This is a genomic window from Marinobacter lacisalsi (assembly GCF_042651045.1).
In the GTDB taxonomy this organism is placed as follows: Bacteria; Pseudomonadota; Gammaproteobacteria; order Pseudomonadales; family Oleiphilaceae; genus Marinobacter; species Marinobacter lacisalsi.
Genome location: NZ_JBHSDI010000008.1, coordinates 26,187 through 44,585, shown reverse-complemented (window position 1 = coordinate 44,585; position 18,399 = coordinate 26,187). Strand labels below are relative to the sequence as shown.

At 61.0% G+C, this 18,399-nt stretch carries 18 protein-coding genes; 15 read left to right on the top strand and 3 right to left on the bottom strand.

Features of this window, described 5'->3' with window-relative positions; translation table 11 throughout:
* Positions 1-47: 47 nt before the first annotated feature.
* The 3 genes from uvrA to pomA all read right to left on the bottom strand — a co-directional run bounded on the left by uvrA (position 48) and on the right by pomA (position 4,649).
* Positions 48-2,867 (bottom strand): excinuclease ABC subunit UvrA, encoded by a 2,820-nt coding sequence (gene uvrA / locus ACFOZ5_RS05110; protein WP_379885939.1) that lies wholly within the window; start codon positions 2,865-2,867, stop codon positions 48-50.
* 100 nt (positions 2,868-2,967) lie between these two features.
* On the bottom strand, positions 2,968-3,879 hold the full coding sequence (locus ACFOZ5_RS05105) for a MotB family protein (protein ID WP_379885938.1): 912 nt from the start codon (positions 3,877-3,879) through the stop codon (positions 2,968-2,970).
* A gap of 5 nt (positions 3,880-3,884) precedes the next feature.
* Entirely contained in the window at positions 3,885-4,649 is a 765-nt protein-coding gene (pomA, locus tag ACFOZ5_RS05100; protein WP_379885937.1) for a flagellar motor protein PomA, read from the bottom strand.
* 207 nt (positions 4,650-4,856) lie between these two features.
* On the opposite strand from pomA, the gene ACFOZ5_RS05095 reads away from it, so the two are divergent.
* The 15 genes from ACFOZ5_RS05095 to ACFOZ5_RS05025 all read left to right on the top strand — a co-directional run bounded on the left by ACFOZ5_RS05095 (position 4,857) and on the right by ACFOZ5_RS05025 (position 18,379).
* Positions 4,857-6,137, top strand: coding sequence for an MFS transporter (locus ACFOZ5_RS05095; protein ID WP_379885936.1), 1,281 nt, complete (start codon positions 4,857-4,859; stop codon positions 6,135-6,137).
* Positions 6,121-6,669, top strand: coding sequence for a single-stranded DNA-binding protein (gene ssb, locus ACFOZ5_RS05090; RefSeq protein WP_379885935.1), 549 nt, complete (start codon positions 6,121-6,123; stop codon positions 6,667-6,669). The genes ACFOZ5_RS05095 and ssb overlap by 17 nt, the downstream gene beginning before the upstream one ends.
* Before the next feature lie 196 nt (positions 6,670-6,865).
* Complete coding sequence (locus tag ACFOZ5_RS05085) at positions 6,866-7,771, top strand: biogenesis protein MshI (protein ID WP_379885934.1); 906 nt, start codon at positions 6,866-6,868, stop codon at positions 7,769-7,771.
* Positions 7,768-8,370 carry a PilN domain-containing protein gene (locus tag ACFOZ5_RS05080; RefSeq protein WP_379885933.1) on the top strand — a complete coding sequence of 201 codons (603 nt, stop codon included), beginning with the start codon at positions 7,768-7,770 and terminating at the stop codon, positions 8,368-8,370. The genes ACFOZ5_RS05085 and ACFOZ5_RS05080 overlap by 4 nt, the downstream gene beginning before the upstream one ends.
* The gene (gene gspM / locus ACFOZ5_RS05075; protein ID WP_379885932.1) at positions 8,367-9,044 is read left to right on the top strand and encodes a type II secretion system protein GspM; all 678 of its coding nucleotides are present in this window, start codon (positions 8,367-8,369) and stop codon (positions 9,042-9,044) included. The genes ACFOZ5_RS05080 and gspM overlap by 4 nt, the downstream gene beginning before the upstream one ends.
* 1 nt (position 9,045) lies before the next feature.
* Positions 9,046-9,363 (top strand): hypothetical protein, encoded by a 318-nt coding sequence (locus ACFOZ5_RS05070; protein ID WP_379885931.1) that lies wholly within the window; start codon positions 9,046-9,048, stop codon positions 9,361-9,363.
* Between the two features lie 17 nt (positions 9,364-9,380).
* The gene (mshL, locus tag ACFOZ5_RS05065; RefSeq protein WP_379885930.1) at positions 9,381-11,090 is read left to right on the top strand and encodes a pilus (MSHA type) biogenesis protein MshL; all 1,710 of its coding nucleotides are present in this window, start codon (positions 9,381-9,383) and stop codon (positions 11,088-11,090) included.
* Between the two features lies 1 nt (position 11,091).
* On the top strand, positions 11,092-11,931 hold the full coding sequence (locus tag ACFOZ5_RS05060) for an ExeA family protein (RefSeq protein WP_379885929.1): 840 nt from the start codon (positions 11,092-11,094) through the stop codon (positions 11,929-11,931).
* Complete coding sequence (locus ACFOZ5_RS05055; RefSeq protein WP_379885928.1) at positions 11,928-13,181, top strand: tetratricopeptide repeat protein; 1,254 nt, start codon at positions 11,928-11,930, stop codon at positions 13,179-13,181. The genes ACFOZ5_RS05060 and ACFOZ5_RS05055 overlap by 4 nt, the downstream gene beginning before the upstream one ends.
* Before the next feature lie 2 nt (positions 13,182-13,183).
* Positions 13,184-14,971, top strand: coding sequence for a GspE/PulE family protein (locus ACFOZ5_RS05050; RefSeq protein ID WP_379885927.1), 1,788 nt, complete (start codon positions 13,184-13,186; stop codon positions 14,969-14,971).
* Positions 14,971-16,200 (top strand): type II secretion system F family protein, encoded by a 1,230-nt coding sequence (locus tag ACFOZ5_RS05045; RefSeq protein WP_379885926.1) that lies wholly within the window; start codon positions 14,971-14,973, stop codon positions 16,198-16,200. Before ACFOZ5_RS05050 ends, ACFOZ5_RS05045 begins: the two co-directional genes overlap by 1 nt.
* 6 nt (positions 16,201-16,206) lie before the next feature.
* Positions 16,207-16,740: a hypothetical protein gene (locus tag ACFOZ5_RS05040; RefSeq protein WP_379885925.1), complete on the top strand. Its 534-nt coding sequence runs from the start codon at positions 16,207-16,209 to the stop codon at positions 16,738-16,740.
* Positions 16,741-16,803: 63 nt separating this feature from the next.
* Positions 16,804-17,286, top strand: a complete 483-nt coding sequence (locus ACFOZ5_RS05035; protein WP_379885924.1) for a prepilin-type N-terminal cleavage/methylation domain-containing protein — start codon at positions 16,804-16,806, stop codon at positions 17,284-17,286.
* 44 nt (positions 17,287-17,330) lie between these two features.
* Positions 17,331-17,831, top strand: a complete 501-nt coding sequence (locus ACFOZ5_RS05030) for a type II secretion system protein (protein ID WP_379885923.1) — start codon at positions 17,331-17,333, stop codon at positions 17,829-17,831.
* A gap of 86 nt (positions 17,832-17,917) precedes the next feature.
* Positions 17,918-18,379: a type II secretion system protein gene (locus tag ACFOZ5_RS05025; RefSeq protein WP_379885922.1), complete on the top strand. Its 462-nt coding sequence runs from the start codon at positions 17,918-17,920 to the stop codon at positions 18,377-18,379.
* The last annotated feature ends 20 nt before the right edge of the window (positions 18,380-18,399 follow it).

Here is an 18,399-nt window from a genome sequence, read left to right as displayed (position 1 = left end):
CCGACAGCCCTGCCAGGCTTTCAGAACAGAACTGGCAGGGCCGGCCCTCACCGCAGCATCGGTTTCAGGTACCGCCCGGTATGGGAGCGCTTGTTCTTCGCCACCTCTTCCGGTGTGCCTTCGGCAATGATTTCACCCCCGCCAGAGCCGCCCTCAGGTCCGAGGTCGATGATCCAGTCCGCGGTCTTGATAACGTCCAGGTTGTGTTCGATCACCACCACGGTGTTGCCATGGTCCCGCAGTCGCTGCAATACCGTCAGCAATTGCTGGATGTCATAGAAATGCAGGCCGGTGGTGGGCTCGTCGAGGATGTACAGGGTCTTGCCGGTATCCCGCTTGGACAGCTCCCGTGAGAGCTTGACCCGCTGGGCCTCGCCGCCGGACAGGGTGATCGCGCTCTGGCCCAGGCGGATGTAGGACAGGCCCACGTCCATCAGGGTCTGCAGCTTGCGGGCGAGGAACGGCACCGGGTCGAAGAACTCCCGGGCTTCCTCCACGGTCATCTCCAGCACTTCGTGGATGTTCTTGCCCTTGTAGCGTACTTCCAGGGTTTCCCGGTTATAGCGCTTGCCCTTGCACACATCGCAGGGCACGTAGATGTCCGGCAGGAAGTGCATTTCCACCTTGATCATGCCGTCGCCCTGGCAGGCCTCACAGCGGCCACCCTTGACGTTGAAGCTGAAGCGGCCAGGCTTGTAGCCCCGGCTGCGGGCTTCCTGGGTGCCCGCAAACAGTTCCCGCACCGGCGTGAAGATGCCGGTGTAGGTCGCCGGGTTTGAACGCGGCGTGCGGCCGATGGGGCTCTGGTCGATGTCGATCACCTTGTCCAGGTGGTCCAGGCCTTTAAGACTCTTGTAGGGGCTGTGGGTCAGGCTGGTGGCCTTGTTCAGCTTGGCCGCAGCCACCGGGTATAGGGTGCTGTTGATCAGGCTGGACTTGCCGGAGCCGGACACGCCGGTGATGCAGGTCATCACCCCCAGAGGCAGCTCCAGGGTGACGTCCTTCAGGTTGTTGCCGGTGGCGCCGGACAGGGTCAGGGTCTTGCCGTTGCCCTCGTTGCGGGTGGCCGGGATCGCGATTTCCCGGGCGCCGCTGAGGTACTGCCCGGTAAGAGAGTTCTCGTTGGCAATGATGTCCGCCGGCGTACCCTGGGCGACAATGTGTCCGCCGTGGACACCGGCGCCGGGGCCCACGTCCAGGACGTGGTCGGCCGCGCGGATGGCGTCCTCGTCGTGTTCCACCACAATCACCGTATTACCAAGGTCCCGCAGGTGGGTGAGGGTGGCCAGCAACCGGTCGTTGTCCCGCTGGTGCAGGCCGATGGATGGCTCATCGAGGATATACATGACGCCAACAAGGCCGGCGCCGATCTGGCTGGCCAGGCGGATACGCTGGGCTTCGCCGCCGGACAGGGTGTCGGCGCTGCGCTCCAGGGTGAGGTATTCCAGACCCACGTTGACCAGGAACTGCAGCCGCTCACGCACTTCCTTGAGGATTTTCTCGGCGATTTCGCCCCGGCGACCGGGCAGGGCCAGGTCATGGAAGTAGCTGTGGGCGTCTCCCACCGGCATGTGGGTGATGTCCGGCAGGTTGTGCTCATCGATAAAGACATGGCGGGCACCGCGGCGAAGCCTTGAACCGCCGCAGTCCTTGCAGGGCTGGGTGCTCAGGTGGCGGGCCAGCTCCTCGCGCATGCTCTGGGATTCGGTTTCCCGGTAGCGACGCTCCAGGTTGGGCAGCACCCCCTCGAAGGGATGCTCCTTCTGCATGATATGCCCCCGGGAGTTCACGTAGCTGAAGGGAATCTCCTCCTTGCCGGAACCGTGGAGCACCACCTTCTGGAAGTCTTCCGGAAGATTGGCAAAGGCGGTGTCCATATCGATGCCATAGTGCTCGGCGACACTGGAGAGCATCTGGAAATAGTACACTGCACGGCGGTCCCAGCCACGGATCGCGCCCGCCGCCAGGGTGGCGGCCGGGTTGTAGACCACTTTCTCCGGGTCGAAGAACTGGCGCACACCAAGGCCGTCACAGGTGGGGCAGGCACCGGCGGGATTGTTGAAGGAGAAAATCTTCGGTTCCAGTTCGCTCAGGGAATAGCCGCACTGGGTACAGGCGTAACGGGCCGAGAAGGTAATGTCGTCGGCCTTGCCGTCCATATCCGTCACCAGGGCAATGCCGTCAGCCAGATCCAGGGCGGTCTCGAAGCTTTCCGCCAGGCGCTGTTCCAGCCCTTCCTTTACCTTGAAGCGATCCACCACCACGTCGATGGCGTGTTTCTTTTTCTTGTCCAGGGGCGGCACGTCGTCGATGTCGTAGACGTAGCCGTCCACCCGCAGGCGGATAAACCCCTGGCTACGCATGGTGTCGATCACCTGCAGGTGCTCGCCCTTGCGGTCGCGGATGACCGGTGCCACCACCATCAGCTTGCTGCCTTCGGGCATGGCCAGCACCTGGTCCACCATCTGGCTCACGGTCTGGGCTTCCAGGGGCTGGCCGTGGTCCGGGCAGCGTGGCTCGCCGGCCCGGGCGAACAGCAGACGCAGGTAATCGTAGATCTCGGTGATGGTACCCACGGTGGAGCGGGGGTTATGGGAGGTGGACTTCTGCTCGATGGAAATGGCTGGCGAAAGACCCTCGATATGGTCCATGTCGGGCTTTTCCATCATCGACAGGAACTGCCGCGCATAGGTGGACAGCGATTCCACGTAACGGCGCTGGCCTTCTGCGTAAAGAGTGTCGAATGCCAGGGAGGACTTGCCCGAGCCAGAGAGCCCGGTAATGACAATCAGTTTGTCCCGGGGCAGCTCCACATCAATATTCTTCAGGTTGTGCGTACGTGCGCCTTTGACCTGGATGTACTCCATAATGCTCCTCTGGCAGTCAGCGAGTCGGGGATAAGAAGGGTAATACGCCAGTATACTGGGTTCAGGTCTGTGGCCAAGCGTCGGGTTTGCCTGAGCGTGGTTACCAGGTCAGTGTTTCCCGCGACGCGGGCGCATCGTCCGGTTCCACGAGTATGTCCGGTGGCAGTTCTTCCAGGGTGGTTGGGGTCTCGCTGGGGGTGTCCGACAGATCCACAATAATCTCCACCCGCCGGTTAAGTGCGCGGTTTTCCGGCGAATCGTTGGGCCGCCGCGGGTCCGTGGAGGCCAGCCCCATAACGCGGAAACGCTGCTCGTCCAGCGGCCCGGCCTCGATCAGGGCGTTGGCGACCGCTGCCGCCCGGTCTGCCGACAGGTTCCAGTTGGATTCATAGCGATCGCTGCGGTTAACGGGCACATCGTCGGTGTGGCCTTCTACCGTGAGATCGCCGGGAATGTCCGTCAGTACCTTGCTCATTCGGTAGAGCAGATCGACCATGGCGTAGGTCAGTTTCGCGGAACCCGAGGGGAAAGAGCCTCGCTCCTCGATGCGCATGACGATCTGTCGTTTACCCGGGTCGACCTTTACGTCCAGTTGGCCGGCAGTGATCTCCTGTTCAAGAACCTCTTCCAGACTCCGGGCATAGGCCATCGCCGCATCGGCTGCCTCGCCGGCTGTCTGCTGCCCGGGGTCAGTGCCGGGTTCCCGGTCGAGAAATGGTTCCACTTCAGGGGTGCTCTGCCTTATTTCGTCCAGGTCGGTCGGCTCGGGCTTACCGGGCGTGAAGTGCTGGAAAACCGGGCTGGTGCCCTGGGGGATATCCACCGAGGGAATTTCCCTCTGCACGCCAAATGCCTTCGACATTTCTTGGGCAATCTGCTTGAACTTCATGGCGTCGATCTCCGAGAAGGAGAGTAGCAACACGAAAAAGCACATCAACAGCGACATCAGATCCGCGAAGGTCACCACCCAGGCGGGTATTCCCGGTGTTTCCTCTTCGGGCAGGTCGTCCATCGTGCTCAGGCTCCGTTCTCGGCGGTTTCGCGTTTGGACGGCGGCAGGTAGCTGGAGAGCAATTGTTCGATGACTCGCGGGTTCTGGCCATTCTGGATGGCCACCAGGGCGTCCGAAATCAGGGACTGCATCCGGGCCTCCTCGGTCAGGCGCAGCTCCAGCTTGTCAGCGATGGGGTTGGCGATCATGGTGGCGATCATGGCACCGTAGAGTGTTGTCAGCAGGGCCACGGCCATGGCGGGGCCGATACTCTTCGGGTCTTCCATGTTTGACAGCATCTGCACCAGCCCGACGATGGTGCCAATCATCCCCATAGCGGGTGCGACATCCCCCAGGGCCCGGAAGACCTTGGTGCCAAAGCGGTTGCGTTCCATGGTCAGCAGCCGCTCCTTGCGGAGCAGGTCGTTGATGGTGTCTGCGGACTGGCCATCCACAAGGTGCTGGATGCCCTGTTGCAGATACTCCGAGCTTGCTTCCCGGCCTTCCAGGTTCAGCACGCCCTGCTTGCGGGCGACGTTGGCAATATCCACCAGTTCCTCAATCAGATCCTGGGTGTCCGGCAGTTTGAACTTGAAGGCCCGCCCGGCCGCCTTCAGCGCGCCAAAGTACTGACTGAAGCTGAACTTGGCGAGTACAACGGCCAGGCTGCCAAGGATCACAATCAGAAACGAGGGAACGTTCAGGAAGACCCCGGGGGACGCGCCAAAAATGATGGCCGCACCAATGATGACGGCGCCCCCGACGAGGCCAATTAACGTTGCTAGATCCACTGGGTACTACCTGACCGGGAAAATGTGAGCGAATTGTAATCAGAGTTCTTCCCCGTGAACAGGTTTACGGCGAAACCCGGGTAAAGCTTAGGAACCGAGTCACACACCCGCAATGTTTCTGGCATGCCGGCTCATGACCGGATGCGCAAAATTTCCGGGCTCATCTGATAGACTGGCGCCTTTCATTCTCATGCTGCAGACATCTCGATGAACAATTCCGAACGCCAAGCGGTCGCCGCGCTTGCTTCCGTCTATTCCATGCGCATGCTGGGCCTGTTTATGGTCCTGCCGGTCTTCGCCCTGCTGGGGCCGGAGCTGACCGGGGCCACCCCGGCACTGATCGGACTGGCTATCGGCATCTACGGCCTCAGTCAGGCCAGCCTGCAGATACCCTTTGGCGCGCTTTCGGACCGGCTGGGGCGCAAGCGGCTTATCTATATCGGCCTGATCATATTTGCCGCCGGCAGCCTGTTGGCGGCGGCATCGGACCATATTGTCGGCGTGATCGCCGGTCGCGCGTTGCAGGGTGCCGGCGCCATCGCCAGCGTGCTGATGGCCCTGGTCAGCGATCTTACCCGTGCCGAACAGCGCACCAAGGCCATGGCCAGCATTGGCGTGACCATCGGGCTTTCGTTCTCACTGTCGCTGATCCTGGGGCCATTGCTTGGCCGGTTTGCAGGCCTTGCCGGTATTTTCTACCTGACGGCCATACTGGCCCTGGCGGCGATCATCGTGGTCTGGAAGCTGGTGCCGGATCCTCCCGTCATGGTGACCAGCGGTGAGCATCTGCCGGCCCGGGCCATGCTAGGGCAGGTGTTGCGGGATCAGCGGCTGCTGCGGCTGGACTTCGGGATCTTTGCCCTGCACCTGGCGCTGACAGCGCTCTTTATCCAGGTGCCGGTGTTACTGTCGGACCAGCTGGGCCTGGCGATGGACTCCATGTGGTGGTTCTACCTCACGGTGATGATTACGTCCTTCTTTGCCATGGTGCCGTTCATTATCATTGGCGAAAAGAAGCAGCAGATGAAAGTGGTGCTGTCTGGTGCCGTTGCCATGCTGCTGCTGGCGAGCCTGGTATTGTGGCAGTGGTCATCCACTCTTACCGCAGCCTGGTTCGGGCTGTTCTTCTTTTTTATGGCGTTCAACCTGCTGGAAGCCAGCCTGCCGTCGCTGATCAGCAAGGAGTCTCCATCGGGGGCCAAGGGTACCGCCATGGGGGTCTATTCCACGTCGCAGTTCTTCGGGGCTTTCCTGGGAGGGGCCGCAGGCGGTGTGCTGGCGGGTTGGGCCGGTGCTGACGGCGTGTTCGGGCTGATGGCCATCGTATTGCTGGCCTGGCTGGTGGTGGCTGGTACCATGCCGGCCCCGCGTTATCGGGATCGGGACGAGGATGGTTTCGTGGTAGAGTTGCAGGAAACCGATGCTGGCGACGAGTCGTCACAGATGAACAATGACAGAGCAGGGGTGAATCATGGCACGAGGTGTTAACAAGGTCATTCTGATCGGGAACCTGGGGCAGGACCCGGAGACCCGTTACACGCCCAACGGCAACGCAGTGGTCAATCTGAACCTGGCCACCGATGAAAGTTACAAGGACCGGCAGACCGGCCAGCTGGTGCCCAAGACCGAATGGCACCGGATCGTCATGTTCGGCAAGATTGCCGAAGTGGCCGGCCAGTACCTTCGCAAGGGCTCCAAGGTCTATATCGAAGGCAAGCTGCAGACCCGCAAGTGGCAGGGGCAGGACGGTCAGGACCGTTACACCACGGAAGTGGTGGTGGATATCAATGGCCAGATGCAGATGCTGGACAGCCGGGGCGGTGGCGACAACGCAAGCCAGGGCGCGCCCCAGGGGCGTCCGCAGTCACAGCCGCAGCAGCCGGCGGCTCAGAACAGCCAGCAAGGCAACTACGGGGCACCGGCCGGCAACAATCAGGGTGGTGGTTACAGTCAGCCTGGTGGTGGCCAGGGCAGCATGCCGGAACCGGTGGATGACTTTGATGACGATATTCCGTTCTGATAATCGTCAATACAGAGCCAAATCAATGGCGCATGCATTAATGTGTACACAAAGCCTTCATATGTGAAGGCTTTTTTGTAACCGAGTTGCAAAAGGCTGTGAAATAATACAATAAGTCATATTTTTAGGGGTTATTCTTTAACTAGAATGTTATCCACAGTGAGACGAATTCCAACAACGACGAATAAGGCTGTGCGTGCCCCTGGTTAACCGATTCGTAAATCTTTTTCGATCATCCGCCAACCGCTCAAGGCTTTCCCTGGAAATCCGTCCGGATGGTATCGCCTGGGCGAGTGGCTCGCTGACCGGGTTTGTCGAATGCACACCGGCAAAACGGCTGCCGGTTCTACAGGGCATCGTTTCTGACAATCGCCTGGCGGGAGCAGATACCACCATGGTACTCCCCCTGGACCAGTACCAGGTGTTCCAGCTGGAGCGGCCCGCGGGCGTTGACGAGGCGGAGCTGGGCGACGCGCTCAAGTGGAAGCTCAAGGATTTCCTGGATTTCGCTCCTTCAGAAGCCGTCAGTGACGTGTTCCCGTTTCCGGAAGATGCCGCCCGGGGCCGTGGTGAGCTGGTGAATGTGGTGGCCGTACGCCGCACGCTGATTGCCGAGCTGGTGGCCCTGGCAGAGGACGCCGACCTGAATCTCCAGCGTATCGATATTGCCGAGCTGGCCCTGCGCCGGCTGGTGAGCCGTCTTGACGACTCCGGCCGGGGTGCCGCGCTGGTGCACCTCAGAGACCGGTACGGCCATATGGTGGTCTGCAAGGGCGACACCCTGTACCTGTCACGGCGGCTGGATGTGGCGGCCGATGAATTGCGGGATGTGTCCAGCCAGGAAACCGCAGTACAGTCCCTGGCGCTGGAGATGCAACGCTCGTTGGACTATTACGAAAGTCAGCTGGGGCAGGTGCCGCCGCCGGTGATCAATCTGGTGGCCCGGGACAGTATGCTGCCACTGACCTCCATGCTGGGCTCTTATCTGGCGGCCAGTTGCCGTGATCTCGACTGGTCCGCTCTGGGCCTGGAGGAGGAGCTGGACAGCCGCTGCCTGGTGGCCTGGAGTTCAGGGCTCAGTCTGTCGGAGGATGCTTCGTGATTCAGCAGGTGAATCTGTACAAGCCAGAGTTCCGCCCCAGCCAACAACACATGACCGCAGCCAGAGTGGCCATGCTGGCGGTCGTGTTGCTGGTGTTGGTGCTGGTAGCCGGCGGCTGGTTCCATTACCGGGCAGCCGGCCTGGAGCAAAGCCTGCAGGCGGAACGGGCCGGCAACGAACAGATTCAGCAATCCATTGAACGCATGAGCAGTGACATTGAGGGCCGTCGTCCCGACCCGCAACTGGAGCTGGCGGTGGCGAGGGTGACTGACACCCTGTCCCGGCGGCAACGGCTGCTGGAGCGGGTCGAACGACTGGCCAACAACCGCTCCGACGGCTTTGCCGCGCCCATGGCGGCCCTGGCAAGGCAGGTGCCCCAGGACCTGTGGCTCACCGGGCTGACGCTGCAGCAGGATCAGGTGTCCCTGCAGGGGCGTACCCGAACAGGCAGCCTGGTGCCGGTGTATCTCGAGCGGCTGGGGGAAGAGCCCGCCTTCACTGGCCAGGTATTCGGCCGGTTCGAGCTGACCCGGTCTGACGATCATCCCTGGATCGAGTTCCGGGTGGCCACCCGCCGTGATCAGGAGGCCGGTCGATGAGCAACGCGAACAATCCCTGGAACCGGGTCTCTGCCTGGTATGACGAGCGCCCGGTGCGCGAGCGGGGGCTGATCCTGGCCACCGTGGCGGTACTGGTGTTGCTGGCGGGCTGGCAGTTCTGGATTGAGCCGGCGCTGGTGACGGCCGAGCGCCATGAAGCCGAGCTGGCGGATGTGCGCTCGGAGCAGGCCCAACTGCTCGCGACCCAGGCAGATCTTGAGCGGCAGCTGTCTCAGGATCCGTCGGCGCAACTACGGCAGACACTGGAGGCCCGGGAACGTCGCCTTGACCGGATTGATCAACAGATTACCGAAACCACCGGGCAGCTCATTCCGCCCCGGGACATGGTGGTGATGCTGCAGGATATGCTGGCCACGGAAAAAGGTTTGTCGCTGGAGGCTGTTCAGCTATTGGCGCCCCGGCCGATATATGCTCAGGAGCCGTCTGAAACGCAGGATGACGCCGAGCCCGAAGCGCTGCTGTATGCCCACGAAGTCGATATCGTGGTTGCCGGCGGCTACCTTGAAACCATGAAATACCTGGAGCGCCTGGAAGCGATGGATGAGCGCCTTGGCTGGGTCATGGTGGAGTACGAGGCGGCCGAGTGGCCTGAGGGTTCGGCCCGGATCCGGGTGCGTACGCTGAGTCTTGAGCCGGCCTGGCTGGGGGTGTGATGTGCCGCGTTTGCTGATGCTGATGTTTTTGCTGATCGGGCCTGTGGCCGCCATGGCGCTGCAGGATCCGACCAGGCCACCTGGCCCGCAGGCTGCTCCGGCGCCAGCGATGCCGTCAAAGCAGTTTGCGCTGTCCTCGATCCTGTATGGGGCGGAACGGCGGGTGGCAATAATCAATGGAGTGCCAAGGAGTGAAGGCGACACGTTCGATGGGGTTCGCCTGCGGCGGATATACCCTGGTCGGATTGAGCTGGTGGTGCAGGGGCAGGTGCGCGAAGTGCGCCTGGCGGCGCCACCGTCGATCCGGACTTCCAAGTAACCGGACTGCGAGTGGCTATGACACTGACAAGACACGCTACCCTGGCGTTGCTGGCACTGACGCTGACAGCTTGTGCCGGTAATCCGTCGATGAGAACCGGGCAGGCGACTTCCACCGAATCGGCCCGTGCCATTGACGAGGCTATGGAAAAGGCGGAGCAGCAGGCCAGGGCCGACGACGCCGCGGAAGAGGCGCGCCGATCCAGTGCGCCAGCCCTGCCGGAGGATGTCAGTGCCGCATTGTTACCTTCCCTGGCCGAGCCGGAGCAGGCGGAGCAGCGTTTTGACGTCAATGCCCGGGGGGTGGAGGCCAGGAACTTCTTTGAGGCGCTGGTCGAAGGTACCGACTACAACGTGGTGGTGCACCCCGGTGTCAGTGCCACCGTCGACCTGCGGCTGAACGATGTCACCGTGCCCGAGGTTATGGACATCGCCCGGGATATGTACGGGCTCTCAATCCAGCGCAAGGGCCGGCTATTCCAGGTGAATGCCGACAAGGTGCAGACCCGCCTGTTTCCCATCAACTACCTCGATTTCAAACGCAGTGGCGGCTCTGAGACCCGGGTCAGCTCGGGCCAGGTGAGTACGGCCCGCAGCAATGGTGATTCCGGTGGTGGCAGTGATAGTGGTGCCAACAGTGATTCCGGCAGTAGCCGCAACCTGGTGGGTACCCGCATTTCCACGGAAACCGAGTCCGACTTCTGGAAGGACCTGTCCCAGGCCCTGACCATGATTGTCGGCTCCGGTGAAAACCACCAGGTGATCACCAACCCCGGAGCCGGTCTGGTGATGGTGCGTGCCAATGGCGAAACCCTGCGCCAGGTGCAGGACTACCTGGAGCGCACCGAGCTCATCATGCAGCGCCAGGTCGTGCTTGAGGCCAAGATACTGGAAGTGGCCCTGAACGAGGGATATCAGCAGGGCATCAACTGGTCTGATGTGCAGAGTTCCGCCGGTCGCGAAGATTATTTTACCGCCCAGTCCCTGAGCGGCCAGACGATTCGTCCTTCCAATATTGGCGGGCTGTTCTCCGCGGCGGTCAGCGCCGGGGACTTCAGTGGTCTGATCCAGTTGCTGGGTGAACAGGGTAATGTGCAGACCCTCTCCAGCCCGCGTATTGCCACGGTGAACAACCAGAAGGCGGTGATCAAGGTAGGCACCGATGAGTTCTTCGTCACGGATATCGATTTTGACGAAGATAACAATTCTCTGAACCCCTCCAACAGCACAAGCACCTCGGTGGAACTGACGCCGTTCTTCTCTGGCATCTCCCTGGACGTCACTCCCCAGATCGCCGAGGATGGTTCGGTCACCCTGCATGTGCATCCCTCCGTGAGCGAGGTGGACGATCAGCAGAAAGTAATCACTATTGGCGACCGGGATGTGACCCTGCCACTGGCACTGAGCACCGTCCGTGAGACCGACAGCGTCATCCGTGCCGAGAGCGGCCAGATTGTGGTGATCGGCGGCCTGATCCAGAACATCAGTGAGGACGACAATGCCGCGGTTCCGTTCTTCAGCGACATTCCCATACTGGGGGAGGCCTTCCGCCAGCGTAACTTCCAGTCCCGCAAGAGCGAACTGGTGATACTGATCCGACCGATTGTGGTGGGAGCGGAAACCATGAGTGCCGATATCTCTGCCAGCCGTGAGCGCATGCAGGTGCTGAAGGAGCTGCTGCAGTCTGCCGAATCCCCGAAGCCCGAACCGGAGGGCGGGCCACGCTGATATGTACGAAGCCCACTTCGGACTGCAGGAAGCACCGTTTGCATTGACGCCCAACACCCGCTACTTTCTGCGGGCGCCCAGCCATGGTGATGCGCTGGAACTGCTGGTCGTGGCCCTGCGTCACCGCGAGGGCTTCATCAAGATCACCGGTGAGGTGGGCACGGGCAAGACCCTGCTGTGCCGGCTGCTACTGAATGAGCTGGATGGCGAGGCCCATACCGCCTACATCCCCAATCCTCACCTGGCTCCGGAGGCCCTCTACGAAGCCGTGGCCGAAGAGCTGGGTGCGGACCTGCAGCCCGGGGCCAATACCCATCAGGTACTCAAGTCCCTCAACGAGCGGCTGATTGCCCTGGCCATGGAACAGAAGCCTGCGGTACTGGTCATCGATGAAGCCCAGGCCATGCCCGAGGCCACCATCGAAGCCTTGCGGCTGCTCACCAACCTGGAAACGGAAAGCACCCGCCTGCTGCAGGTGGTGCTGTTTGGACAGCCAGAGCTGGATACCCTGCTAAGCCGGGAAAGCCTGCGCCAGCTCAAGCAACGCATCACCTTCCACTACCGGATTGAGCCCCTGGACCGGGAGTCCGTCGCCCAGTATCTGAGGCACCGGCTGGCCCTGGCCGGGTACAACGGTGCCGATGTATTCCGGCCCGGTGCCCTGAAAGTGATTACCCGTGCCTCCGGTGGCATCCCCCGGCTGGTTAACGTCCTTGCCCACAAGGCCATGCTGGTGGCCTGGGGCCGGGGTGACCGGCAGGTAGAGCGGGGGCATGTGCTCAGTGCCGTGAAAGACACCGAAAGTGCCCGTCCGCCGGGCCTGCTGGCGAGGTGGTTATGAGTCTGCTGAACGATGCACTCAAGGCCGCCGAACAACGGCAGGACAAGCCCGCGCCGTCGCCCTATATCGGCCACTCCACCTCTGCTCCGGCGCAGCGGAGCAACGCCGGCAAGGTCGTGGCGGTCATTGGTGTCACCGCGATCCTGGGGGCGGGTGCCTATTTTTACCTGTCTCCGGCAACGCCGCCCGCAACACCGGTAGCCAGCCAGCAGGAAGACTCGCAGGCCCGTGAAACAGCTGTCGATGCCGAAGTCGCAAATACCTCCACTGAAGCCGCAACGGTTGACGTGCCTTCGTCATCGAGCCTCACTGCGCGAAAGTCTGTCGACGAGCCGGAAGCCGTTGAGGTAAGCGAGACAGACATCGATCAGGGGCCCGCTGACATTGTCATGCTGAGCTCACAGGAAGTGCAGCCAGAGCCGACGGAAGTCTTGCCCCCGGTAACACCCGAACCAGAGCAACCCTCTGCCGTCGAAGCAACGGCAGCGCCCGAGGTGGCAGAGCCCGCCCCCGTTCAGAGAGGTCCGCAGCCGCCGGCGCAGACAACGAAGACGGCGAAGACCACCACAACAGCCCCCGCTGAGTCGGAAGCCCGCACCACCTCATCGTCCGATCAGGCCAGTGAAGAGCCAGCCGCACAGCAACCAACGGCGGCCTCTGATATCAAACACACCCGCCAGACGCCCGCACAGCAGGACCTGGCGGCAAGCAAGGACATCCGCAAGCTGGTCTCCAGTGGCGACCTGGCGGCGGCGGAAGCGGCGCTGACGGAGCTTGCCGACACGCAGACAGCCCCACAAAGTCGCTACGTTTTTGCCCGGGGTGTGCTGGCCCGGGGCAATGTGGACCGGGCGCTCGCGTGGGTGCCGGAGGATCTGGCGGCCCGCCATCCGGACCTGCGGCTGATCCGCGCCCGGGCGATACTGGCCGGGGGTGACCTGGACCAGGCCGTGGCCACGCTCCGCTCCGGTGTGCCACCGGTGAAGGACAATGTGGAATATCGGGTAACCCTGGCCACGCTGCTTCAGCAACAGGGGCAGAGCGATCAAGCGGCAAACCACTGGGCCGAGCTGATCGCCTGGGACAACGGTCAGGCCCCCTGGTGGGTGGGGCTGGCGATTGCACTCGAGGGCCGGGGTGATGTGCCCGGAGCTCGCCGCGCCTATCAACAGGCGGCTGCCCTGCCGGGGCTGGCACCATCGCTGGCAGACTATGTGCGTCAGCGTCTTCAGACACTGGGAGCCGGGTGATCATGGCTGAGCCGAAACGCAAAATCCGGATAGGTGACCTGCTCGTCCAGAACGAGGTGATCACCGATCAGCAACTCCAGACCGCCCTCAAGGAGCAGAAAAACTCCGGGCGCAAGCTGGGCCGTACGCTGATCGATCTGGGCTATGTGGAAGAGGACAGCCTGCTCAATATCCTCTCCCGTCAGCTGGAGGTGCCTTTCGTCCAGCTGCGCAACTACCAGTTTGACCAGAATCTGGTCAAAAAGCTGCCGGAGGCCCTGGCGCGGCGGTTCCGTTCCATTGTATTGGCGGAGCAGGGCGGCGAGCTGCTGGTGGGCATGGCCGACCCGCTGGATATCTTTGCCTACGACGAGCTGGTGCGGGTGCTCAAACAGCCGGTCAAGCAGGCGGTGGTCCGGGAGAGCGAACTGCTCAGCACCCTGGACCTGGTGTACCGGCGCACTGAGGAAATCGCCTCCCTGGCGGAAGAGCTGGAAGACGAACTGGGCGACGATGCCTTTGACCTGGCGGATCTTTCCGCTGAGTCGGAGAGCGAGGAAGCCCCGGCGGTCAAACTCCTCAAGACCCTGTTCGAGGACGCCGTCCAGGCCCGCAGTTCCGATATCCATATCGAGCCCGACGAAACCGTGGTGCGTATACGCCAGCGGGTGGACGGTGTGCTGCAGGAACAGGTGATGAAGGAAAAGCGGGTCAACGCCGCCCTGGTCCTGCGCCTCAAGCTGATGGCCGGCCTCAACATTTCAGAGAAACGCCTGCCCCAGGACGGCCGCTTCAACATACGGGTCAAGGGCAGCAGTATCGACGTGCGGGTGTCCACCATGCCGGTGCAGTACGGCGAGTCGGTGGTCATGCGTTTGCTGGACCAGAGCAGTGGCACCCTGGACCTCAACGTGACCGGTATGCCGGACAACCTGCTGAAGAACTTCCGCCGGATGATCCACAAGCCCCATGGCATGATCCTGGTGACCGGCCCTACCGGTAGCGGTAAGACCACCACGCTCTATGGTGCGCTGACTGAACTGAACCGCCCCGAGGTAAAGATCATCACCGCCGAGGACCCGGTGGAATACCGCCTGCCGCGGATTACCCAGGTACAGGTAAACCCCCGTATCGGCCTGCATTTCGCCAGCGTACTTCGCGCAGCCTTGCGGCAGGATCCGGATGTCATCCTGGTGGGTGAGATGCGGGACCAGGAAACCGTGGAAATCGGTCTGCGGGCGGCCATGACCGGTCACCTGGTGCTGTCCACACTGCATACGAACGACTCCATTTCCAGTGCCATGCGCCTGATCGACATGGGCGCGGAACCCTTCCTGGTGGCCAGTTCGCTGCTGGGCATCGTGGCCCAGCGACTGGTGCGCAAGGTGTGCGACAACTGTCGTGAACCCTACGAGCCCAGCGAGCAGGAAAAGATCTGGCTGGACTCCTTCAATCTGGATCCACTGGACCTGGAAGCTGGCTTCGTCCATGGCCGCGGTTGCTACCAGTGCAGCAATACCGGTTACAAGGGCCGTATCGGTGTCTACGAGATGCTGGAGATGAACGAGCCCATGCTGGATGCCCTGCGCCGGCAGGATGTATCCGGCTTTACCCGGGCGGCCCGCGAGAGCCATCTTTATCGCCCGCTGGGGGCGTGCGCGATGGACTATGCCCTGCGTGGCATTACCAGCCTGCCGGAAGTCGCGCGGGTAGCGGCCACTTCCGAGGCAGATGTGTCCCTGGATGAGACCGACGCGGCACTCGCCGACAAAGCCGTGCGGGATGCCGCAGAAGGGGCGGAGGAGAGCTGATGCAGTTCCGGTATCGTGGCAAGGACAGCGCCGGCGCCCTGCAGCAAGGCAGCCTGGCGGCACCGACGGCGGATGCGGCCGCCGGTGAACTCATGCGCCGGGGCATTACTCCCCTGGCCATTGAGGAGCAGCAGGAGACCACCTCGCTATCGGAACGGTTTGACCGGATGCCGTTGTTCCGTCGCCGGGTCACCCTGGACGAACTCATCGTCTTCTGCCGGCAGATGTACGCCCTGACCAAGGCGGGCATACCGCTGATCCGTACCATGCGGGGCCTGGCCGAAACCACCCGGTCGCCGGTGCTGGCTGAGACCCTGGAAGACGTGACGGATCGCCTGGAGGGCGGCGCCAACATGGCCACGGCCATGCAGGCTCACCCCAAGGTATTTTCCGACCTGTTCATCGCCATGATTCACGTGGGCGAGAACACCGGTATGCTGGACGACGCCTTCAAGCGCCTGTCCGACATCCTGGAACTGGAGCGGGACACAAAGCGCCGCCTCAAGCAGGCCATCCGTTACCCCATGTTTGTGGTGATCGCGCTGTTTGCGGCCCTGATGGTGGTGAACTTCCTGGTCATTCCCAAGTTCTCGGCGGTATTCAACAAGCTGGGGGCAGACCTGCCGTTTCTGACCCAGGTACTGGTGGGCACCTCCAACTTCCTGCTGAATTACTGGTTCATCGTGCTGTTCTTCATCGCCGCCGCCGGGCTGCTGATACGCCAGTGGAAGCAGACCGAGCAGGGCCGCCAGACCTGGGATCGCTACAAACTCAGGCTTCCCATTATGGGCCCCCTGCTGGAACTGATAACCCTGAGCCGGTTCTCGCGAAACTTTGCCACCATGCTGGCTGCCGGCATGCCCGTCACCCACGCCCTGTCAGTGGTGTCCGATGCCACCGACAATGCCTGGATCGCCATCCATATCCGGGAAATGCGGCATGGTATTGAGCGGGGCGAGAGCCTGCTTCGCACGGCCCGCAACAGCGGCATGTTCACGCCGCTGATCCTGCAGATGATTGCCGTCGGCGAGGAAACCGGTGCGGTGGACGAGATGCTGTACAACGTGGCGGACTTCTACGACGAGGATGTGGATTTCGGCCTCAAGCGCCTGGCGGAGTCCATCGAGCCGATACTGATCGTTGCCATGGGGGTACTGGTCCTGATCCTGGCCCTGGGCGTTTTCCTGCCCATCTGGGACCTGGGGGCGGCCGCCATGGGGCGGGGATAAGGCTGTATGGGCGCCGAAGGCCGGGTGCTGGCCGACAACCACCGGCGCTTCCGGTGGCTGGTGGCGTTCAGCATCCTGGCGTTTGCGGTGTGGTTCTTGCTGGATGCCCTGGAAGAGACAGCGGAAAGGGCAGAGCGGCAATCGGTCAAGCTGATGCTGAACCAGGTTCGCAGCGCCCTGGTGGTGCGAGGCGCCGAGGCCATGCTGGCCCGGGACGAGGCCCTGGAGTCGTTGCAGGGGCTCAATCCCTTGCGCCTGTTACGGTGGGAGGATGAAAAGCCCCGCACCGAAGAAAAATGTAAGGCACTGGCGCCGGATGAACGGGGCTGGTGTTTCGACAGCGAACGGCAATGGCTGGTTTACCAGCCCGGCCAGGCGCTGGACGTTGACGGCCGCTGGAGGGAGGCGGGCGAGCCGTTTGCGTGGCAGGTCCAGGTGGATTACGCCACAACTGTCAAACAAGGAAAAAACAACGAGAAACGCGCCACTGGTCTCAAACTGGTGGAGGTTGATGGCGATCAAATAAGCGAAACTTACTAGAACACACTAAAGTGCATGCATGAGAGAATCATTAAAATATCGCAATATTGCGGGGAGCGACAGATGAGCAGTAAGCAAAAACAAAAGGGTTTCACCCTGATTGAACTGGTGGTGGTCATTGCCATTCTGGCAATCCTTGCGGCATTCGCTTTGCCAAGATTTGCGCAGCTTTCCGAGCAGGCCCATAACTCCAGTATTCAGGGCACTGCTGGTGCGTTGAGTGCTGGTGTGGCTCTGGTTAAAGCTCAGTGGGTAACCAATGGGAGCACCACTGCCGATACTGATGGTGTAGAGGGTTTCGGCGAGGGTGATGTCGCAGCCACAGGTGATGGTTGGCCTGACCCGAACAATACAGGAGGTTGCGCTGCCTTATGGGAAGCCTTACTTCAGGCCAATGCCCCCAGCATAGCAACATCCGGTACGGCCACCGAGTATACAGCCTCTTTTACAGACCCGGTCTGTACCTATGAATACAACCCGAACGAAGCTGGCGACACCATCACTTATGATTACTCAAGTGGTGAAGTGGAAGTGAACTTCAACTGATTTTTTCAAGAGAATTAAGGGCTATTGAAGCCTGGGAGTAAGATATGAAAGCAATGAATATGAGAAAGTCAGCAGGCTTTACCTTAATCGAGCTGGTTATGGTAATTGTTATTCTTGGTATCTTGGCTGCATTTGCTTTACCGAGGTTTGCAGATTTGGGTGGGGAAGCACGTGCATCCACAGTCGAGGGTGCGTACGGCGCCATCAAATCAGCATCGGCGATTGCGCATTCAAAGGCATTGGCCGTTGGTAATGATCCTGCCTCAGTCGCGCTTGAGGGGGGATCGATCAACATGATCAATGGTTACCCACAAGCGCTGGACGCAGGCAATGGTGGTATCTTGGATGCAGCTCAAATTACCACCGGCACTAATGGTGATTTCAACGTAGGTGCTTCTTCCAGTGCCGGATCCGGTGCTGGAGCCGTAATTGTAATTCAGGCAAAAGGCGCCCCAACCACAGGGACCGGAAGTTGTCAGGTAAGTTACACGGCGCCAGCAGCGAACAATACACCCACCATTACAGTCGACGTTAGTAACTGCTAAAAGTAGTTTCTATATTGCTAACCCTTTATAAATTATTAGAGGGTTACATTGATATTAATTGACTTGCATCGATAAGCGAGGTCTTTATGAGCAGCATGCTTGTGACACGAAAGCAAAAAGGTTTCACCCTGATAGAACTTGTTATGGTTATCGTTATTCTTGGCATTCTGGCGGCGTTTGCATTGCCGCGTTTTGCCGATTTGGGTGGCGAAGCTAGGCGCTCGAGTCTTGAGGGCGCGCGTGGTGCTGTTAAATCAGCGTCCGCAATTGCTCATTCTGCTTGGTTGGCTAACGATCAGACTGGCCCCGTCGTGCTGGAGGGCGCATCCATCGACATGAGTACAGCTGGCTATCCGTTGGCAAACCCGAGCACAAACGATGGCATTATAGAGGCAGCGCAACTCGATGCTAATGACTACACGCTTGACAACACAACTGACACCACTGAACTTGAAGTTACTATAGGTACTTGTTCATTCACTTATGATGAAAGCGACGGTTCGGTATCGACCATTACCGATTCGGATACGACTGATGACGGTTGTTAGTGCTGGTAAATGATCGGGTG